The organism is Bacteroides sp. RTP31139st1_H2_RTP31139_211217 (assembly GCF_040227615.1).
Classification (GTDB): Bacteria; Bacteroidota; Bacteroidia; order Bacteroidales; family Bacteroidaceae; genus Bacteroides; species Bacteroides uniformis.
On the sequence record NZ_JBCNZM010000027.1, the window covers coordinates 36272 to 42969 of the forward strand.

Consider the following 6698-nt stretch of genomic DNA (forward strand, 5'->3'; position numbering starts at 1 on the left):
GCTTTTGCAGCAACTTTCCTCTTTTTTCTTCTTGAGTGAAGAAGATGAGATGTTAATAAATATAAAAATGGGGGGGGTAATTTCTCGTTGTGAATATTGTTTTTCCCGTACGAAAAATAAGTATTACTCATGCGACGGTGAGACATACTTCAACCCTTATCAAAGTGCACAATATACAATTTTTCTCTATTTTTTTGCTAACACCATTTCTCAAGATACTGATAACCGTTTATTGGCAGATAAGTTGTATTATTTGAATAAGATAATGAATGGGTGTGATTTGTATCATGAGGTAAATCTTCCTCATTATTTTACGTTGGATCATCCGGTCGGTAGCGTTATGGGACGGGCTGAATATGGTGAAGGATTCAGTTTTGGGCAAAATTGCACGGTGGGAAACAATAAAGGAATTTATCCGGTTTTAGGTGAAAATGTGCGGATGTGTGCAAATTCTTCTATTATCGGTAACTGCCGGATAGGTGACAATGTGATTATCGGGGCAAATTCTGGTGTGAAAGATGAGGATGTGCCGGACAATTCAATTGTTTTCGGGTATTCTCCCCATTTAATTATAAAGGCTAAACGATGAAAAATATCTGTATTATTCCTGCCCGTGGCGGCAGTAAACGTATTCCGCGTAAGAATATCAAAACCTTTATGGGCAAGCCTATTATTGCATACTCCATTGAGGCGGCTTTGCAGAGCGGACTTTTTGACGAAGTAATGGTTTCGACCGATGATGAAGAGATAGCGGAGATAGCTTGCGGATACGGGGCCAAAGTTCCTTTTATGCGCAGTGCTGAGACCTCGAATGATTATGCCGGCACGGCCGATGTAATTCTTGAAGTTTTAGAGATGTATAAAGAGCGAGGCAGGGAATTTGATACAGTTTGTTGCATTTACTCGACAGCTCCTTTTGTCACTCCTGAAAGGCTTCGGGAAGCATACGGAAAAATGAATTCGGAGATTGATTCTGTTTTCACTTGTGTGGCTTATTCCTATCCTATACAGCGTAGCCTTCATATTGTAGACGGGAGAATCGGTATGGTTTATCCCGAATACATGAATGCACGTTCCCAAGATTTGGAGCCGATTTATCATGATGCCGGTCAGTTCTATTTTTCTCGCATAAACTCCTTTGTAGAGAGCCGCACCTTTTGGGGGAAGAACACAGCCGGACTGGTACTTTCCGAACTCGAAGTGCAGGACCTCGATACGCTGACTGACTGGACATTGGCGGAGATGAAGTATGAGTTACTTCATAGATGATGTAATGCAGAAAATCTATTTCCGTGCCGACGCAAGCGCTACCATCGGCTACGGTCACTTTATCCGTACTCTGGCTTTGGCCGATATGCTGAAGGACGATTTCGATTGTACCTTCTTTACTTGCCATCCTACCTCATATCAGGTAAGTGAGATGGAGAAGGTATGTCCTTTCATCCCCTTGCAAGAGGAAACGCATTCTGCTGATTTCCTTTCCCATTTGCAAGGTGATGAAATTGTGGTGCTCGACAATTATTTCTTCACTACCGATTATCAGCGTGCCATTAAGCAAAAAGGTTGCCGCCTGGTGTGTGTGGATGACATGCACGACAAGCACTATGTGGCAGATGTTGTGATTAATCATACTTTGACTGACTCCGGACTTTTTGATGTGGAACCTTACACTAAACTTTGTTTGGGATTCGACTGGGCATTACTGCGTAGACCGTTTATAGAAGCTGTAAACAAACTCTGTTCTTGTGCAAAACGTACAGAAAGTATAACCATTACTTTTGGTGGTGTGGATTCCTTTGACTTTACTGGCCATTACATTCGTGAAGCTATGCAATTGCCTACTGTCAGCCAGATAACTGCAGTGGTAGGTGATGCTTATCAACCTCAAAAGCCGAGGGTACGGGATAGGCGAGTGTCTTATTGCTCCAATTTAACAGCTCAACAGATGGCCGAACTTTTTTGTGCTTCCGATTGGGTGATCTGTTCAGCAAGTACTGTAAGTATTGAGGCCATTGCTTGTGGTGCCAAGTTGGCTGTAGGTTGGTATGTAGATAATCAGGCTGATTATTATTCACTGTTAACCTCTACTGGAGGAGTTCTTCCTTTAGGAAATATTAAGGATAATCCCATACCTCTGACATCTTTAGAGATTGCTGGGGTTGATAACTTGCAGATAAAGAGTGGTATTCGTGAACGCTATATTAATCTGTTTGAAGAATTGGGAAGAAATGTGCATTGACGATGATCGCATTCTTTTCGGAAAAATTCTCATAATGGACAATTGATGCAGGAATAGAACAGATAATTTTAATTATTTAGCAATTGAATGATACAAATAGACAAACAAGCGGTTTATAAATATAATGGTTATGTTTTCCAACACTTCTCTATTTTGTCGGAAGAACTCCTAAAGCAAATATTGGATTGGAGGAATACTTTTGAGATAAGGCAGTTTATGTATAATACAGATGTAATATCTCTTGAAAATCACTTGAATTTTACGAAAACCCTTGCTCAACGAGAAGATTGTTACTATTGGTTAGTAACAAAAGATAATGTTCCCTATGGAGTCTTCAATCTGACCGATATAGACCATGAAAGAAGAATCGCTGAATTAGGCTATTATATGGCACCTTCCCAAATGAAAAGTGGAGGGGGACTTGATTTTGTTTATACTATCATCTGTTTTTCTTTTGAGGTTGCAAAATGTATAAAACTGGTAGGTTCAATTGATATAAACAATACCGATGCATTGTTATTGGATGAGTTTTTAGGCTTTGTTTTGGGTGATACGGTGGAATCCGACGGATGTTGTCATAACCGGAAATTCATTGAATGGGAGCTTTCAGAACTTCATTATAGAAGTACTACAGTATATAGAAATGATATACGTAAATTGGTCCGCTTTATTAGAGATAAACGCAAATAGAGAATCATGTTATCAAATTTTCATTTTCACCATATAGGATACGCTGTTACCAGTATTGAAAAAACAATGTATTATTACATTGATGGGGGATATTCTTGTTCATCTGTGATATTTGATCCAATACAGAATGTAAATATCTGTTTCCTTACAAAAGAAGGAGAGCCTATGATTGAACTTCTTGAACCTGTTGATGAGAATTCTCCAATCAATAAAAATCTTGAGAAGAATGGAGTTTGTCCGTATCATTGCTGTTATAGTGTAGAAAATATAGAAGATGCCATCGCACGGCTTCGTAAAATGAGGTTCATGGTGGTAAGCTATCCGGCAGAAGCAGTAGCTCTCAATAATCATCGGGTAGCTTTTCTCTATAATAAAGATATCGGTTTAATTGAATTATTAGAACAAAAATGAAATTCTTTATTTTTAGAAACAATACGCTGGAAAATATCTTCGGCACAGACGAAGTGGAGTATTCTGGTTACGAAGATATATCATATATACCTCAAAATACATCTTTGTATTTGTGGATGTATCAAATACCCATAAGATGGAATCAGAAGCAACTGGCTGACGAAATTGATGCATATATTAGAAAAATGCAGCTTGTTTTCTCGCAGGTTCCACAAGGGAAAGAATTTGTAGCATTCACATTGGTAGACATCTTTCCTACGAGATTTACTGATGCCAATTTTATTGTAAGGGAGGCTATCGTCCGGTATAATACCCAACTGTATAATATGGCTGGAACGAATGTAAATTTTAAGGTGATTGACTTTTCTGAGTTTACTTCCCGTTATAGGTCAGAGGAATTGATTGGATGGAAATTCTATTTTATTTCTCAAATGTATATATCTTCTAAAATTACCAGTGAATTTGCTACATGGGTAGACTCTAAAATACAGAATATAGCCTTAAAGAGAAAGAAATGCCTCATTCTTGATTTGGATAATACTTTGTGGGGTGGAGTCCTTGGCGAGGAAGGCATTAATGGTATACAAATTGGCGGGGACTATCCAGGTAAGGCATTTTTGTATTTTCAGGAAGCGCTGTCTGCGTTAAGTAAAGAGGGTATTATTTTATCTGTTTGTAGTAAGAACAACGAAGAAGATGTATTCGATGCTTGGGAGCAAAATCCGTTTATGGTTTTAAGGAAAAAAGATTTTGTTGCTATTCGTATAAATTGGAATGACAAGGCTTCGAATATCGTGGAGCTGTCTAAAGAGCTGAACATAGGTCTTGATAGTATGGTGTTCATTGATGACAATCCGGCAGAGCGTGAATTAGTAAAACAGACCTTGCCTATGGTGGCTGTCCCGGACTTTCCAAAACAAGCATATATGTTACCGCAGTTTTTCATGCAATTAGTTCGTGATTATTTTGAAGTTTACGAAATTACCGGTGAAGATAAAAAGAAGACGGAACAATATAAGGCAAATGCGGAACGTACACGCGAACAAGCCAAATTCTTAAACTTTGAAGATTTTCTTCGTTCATTAGAAATTAAAATTGAGCTTCAGAAGGTGGACTCATTCAATATATCACGAATTGCTCAGATGACGCAAAAAACAAATCAGTTTAATTTAACGACCCAACGTTATTCTGAAGCTGATGTCAGACAACTTCTGGATAATCAATGGAAAATCTATTGCATCAGAGTTTCAGATAAATTTGGTGATAATGGTATCACGGGAGCAGTTTTCATCGCTGATAATAGTATTGAGAATATATTGCTTAGTTGTCGTATATTGGGTAAAGGTATTGAAACGGCTTTCATTAAATTTGTATTTAAATTGTTGGTTGAGGATGGTGTGTCAGCTTTAGAAGCAAAATTTATTCCTGCTCTCAAAAACAGACAAGTGGCTGATTTTTATGACCGGCTTGGCTTTTCTGTGATGCGAGTAGAAGAGGGTGTTAAATACTATATGGCGAATATTGACAAATTAGATTTGTCAATACCTGATTATTATTCAATAACAGTTAAACAATAAAGTTATGATTACGAATGAAGAAATAATGGATGTGATGAGAGCTGTTTTAAAAACAGATGTAGATGAGAATACCTCTCAGAATAATTGCGAAAAGTGGGATAGTATGAACCATTTGAATCTGGTTATAGAATTGGAAGATACTTTCGAAGTAGAGCTTGAGCCTAATGAAATCAGTTTGATGAAATCTTTCTCTGACATCAAAAATATTATTTCAAACAAGTTACAATAAGAACCATTATGGGAAAAACATTTATCATAGCCGAGATGTCGGCGAATCATAATGGCAGCAAGCAGATAGGCATAGAAACAATTCGTGCTGCCAAACGTGCAGGTGCAGATGCTATCAAGCTCCAAACATATACAGCTGATACCATAACGTTGGATAATGATAAAATGGAGTTTATGGCTGATTCTACAAGTGTTTGGGCCGGCATGCGTTTGTACGATCTCTATAAGCAAGCCTATACCCCTTGGGAGTGGCACGAAGAATTGTTTCGTGTGGCCAAGGAGGAAGGGCTTATCTGTTTTTCATCACCGTTTGATAAAACTGCGGTAGATTTCCTGGAATCCTTGGGCAACCCCATTTACAAAATTGCCTCTTTTGAAATTACGGATATTCCTTTAATAGAGTATGCCGCCAAGAAGATGAAACCGATGGTGATGTCTACCGGCATTGCCACTGAAGAAGACATTCAGTTGGCTGTAGATACTTGCCGTGCGGCGGGCAATGATGATATTACGCTGTTGAAATGCACCTCCTCTTATCCTGCCCCCATTGAGGAAGCCAATCTGTGCATGATAAAGGATTTAGCCGAGCGCTATGGAGTGAAGTCCGGTTTGTCCGATCATACCATTGGCAGTGTGTCTGCCGTAGTGGCTGTGACACAAGGTGCAACCATGATTGAAAAGCATTTTATTATCGACCGTAGTATTGGCGGCCCCGATGCCTCATTCTCAATGAACGAGCAGGAGTTTGCCCAAATGGTGAAAGATATACGCATGGCCGAAGCGGCTATCGGCTCAGTATCGTATGAACTTACCGATAAAATGAAGTCGGGAAGGGAGTTTTCCCGTTCGCTTTATGTAGCCGAGGATATGAAATCCGGGGAAGTGATTACAGAGCAGAACGTTCGCTCCGTTCGTCCGGGCTTCGGTTTGCACCCCAAGTATCTGAAAGATATATTAGGAAAGAAAGTAAATCAGGATTTGGAGAAAGGAACGAGATTTGCATGGGAGTTCGTGAATAGTTAGAGGTCATCAAAAAAGAGAATATTGTTACTGCAATTCTTAAAAATAAAACTATCTTTGCGGTAGTCTAAACACTAAAAACATAGTCTATATGAATCGCAAGGAATTGGTGAAGCGTCTGAAATATATGATAAAGAGTGTTGCTCCCAACTCTCAGACTATTCTTTATGGTTCTGAGGCACGTGGAGAGGCAAAACAGAATAGTGACATTGATATTCTGATTTTAGTGGATAAAGATACAGTTTCTCCTATGGAGGAGGATGTCATTACTGCTCCAATATATGATTTGGAAATAGAAACAGGTACTATTATTAGCCCGATTGTGATGACTCGTAAAGCTTGGGAGGCAGCAAAGAGAAAGACTGTATTTTATTATAATGTAATGAAAGATGGTGTGTTGCTGTGATGGAAGAGGATATAAAGCGTGATATTGTCAATTATAGGCGTCAAAAGGCATGTGACTTGATGCATGATGTTGATGTCTTGATAGATAATGAACTATGGAATTCTGCTGTAAATAGGATGTATTACGC

At 38.8% G+C, this 6698-nt stretch carries 9 protein-coding genes; all 9 read left to right on the forward strand.

Going from position 1 to position 6698, the window contains the following annotated elements; genetic code table 11:
- Window positions 1–589 (forward strand): transferase (locus ABUA47_RS06615; RefSeq protein WP_349831475.1); only part of this gene is annotated, 589 nt, incomplete at its 5' end.
- Entirely contained in the window at window positions 586–1269 is a 684-nt protein-coding gene (gene pseF, locus ABUA47_RS06620; protein ID WP_009038597.1) for a pseudaminic acid cytidylyltransferase, read from the forward strand. The genes ABUA47_RS06615 and pseF, both read left to right, overlap by 4 nt.
- Window positions 1250–2239 carry a UDP-2,4-diacetamido-2,4,6-trideoxy-beta-L-altropyranose hydrolase gene (gene pseG, locus ABUA47_RS06625; protein WP_009038596.1) on the forward strand — a complete coding sequence of 330 codons (990 nt, stop codon included), beginning with the start codon at window positions 1250–1252 and terminating at the stop codon, window positions 2237–2239. The genes pseF and pseG overlap by 20 nt, the downstream gene beginning before the upstream one ends.
- Window positions 2240–2326: 87 nt before the next feature.
- Complete coding sequence (gene pseH / locus ABUA47_RS06630; protein ID WP_035448359.1) at window positions 2327–2929, forward strand: UDP-4-amino-4,6-dideoxy-N-acetyl-beta-L-altrosamine N-acetyltransferase; 603 nt, start codon at window positions 2327–2329, stop codon at window positions 2927–2929.
- A gap of 6 nt (window positions 2930–2935) precedes the next feature.
- Window positions 2936–3340, forward strand: coding sequence for a VOC family protein (locus ABUA47_RS06635; protein WP_009038594.1), 405 nt, complete (start codon window positions 2936–2938; stop codon window positions 3338–3340).
- Entirely contained in the window at window positions 3337–4917 is a 1581-nt protein-coding gene (locus tag ABUA47_RS06640) for an HAD-IIIC family phosphatase (RefSeq protein ID WP_347774918.1), read from the forward strand. Before ABUA47_RS06635 ends, ABUA47_RS06640 begins: the two co-directional genes overlap by 4 nt.
- A 4-nt stretch (window positions 4918–4921) precedes the next feature.
- Window positions 4922–5146, forward strand: coding sequence for an acyl carrier protein (locus ABUA47_RS06645; RefSeq protein ID WP_009038592.1), 225 nt, complete (start codon window positions 4922–4924; stop codon window positions 5144–5146).
- 8 nt (window positions 5147–5154) lie between these two features.
- The gene (pseI, locus tag ABUA47_RS06650) at window positions 5155–6168 is read left to right on the forward strand and encodes a pseudaminic acid synthase (RefSeq protein ID WP_035448363.1); all 1014 of its coding nucleotides are present in this window, start codon (window positions 5155–5157) and stop codon (window positions 6166–6168) included.
- A gap of 79 nt (window positions 6169–6247) precedes the next feature.
- On the forward strand, window positions 6248–6571 hold the full coding sequence (locus ABUA47_RS06655; RefSeq protein WP_371413541.1) for a nucleotidyltransferase domain-containing protein: 324 nt from the start codon (window positions 6248–6250) through the stop codon (window positions 6569–6571).
- Window positions 6572–6698: the final 127 nt, after the last annotated feature.

Coding starts and splice junctions, on each gene's coding strand:
- pseF (WP_009038597.1), top strand. CDS start 586: ATGAAAAATATCTGTATTATTCCTGCCCGTGGCGGCAGTAAACGTATT.
- pseG (WP_009038596.1), top strand. CDS start 1,250: ATGAGTTACTTCATAGATGATGTAATGCAGAAAATCTATTTCCGTGCC.
- pseH (WP_035448359.1), top strand. CDS start 2,327: ATGATACAAATAGACAAACAAGCGGTTTATAAATATAATGGTTATGTT.
- ABUA47_RS06635 (WP_009038594.1), top strand. CDS start 2,936: ATGTTATCAAATTTTCATTTTCACCATATAGGATACGCTGTTACCAGT.
- ABUA47_RS06640 (WP_347774918.1), top strand. CDS start 3,337: ATGAAATTCTTTATTTTTAGAAACAATACGCTGGAAAATATCTTCGGC.
- ABUA47_RS06645 (WP_009038592.1), top strand. CDS start 4,922: ATGATTACGAATGAAGAAATAATGGATGTGATGAGAGCTGTTTTAAAA.
- pseI (WP_035448363.1), top strand. CDS start 5,155: ATGGGAAAAACATTTATCATAGCCGAGATGTCGGCGAATCATAATGGC.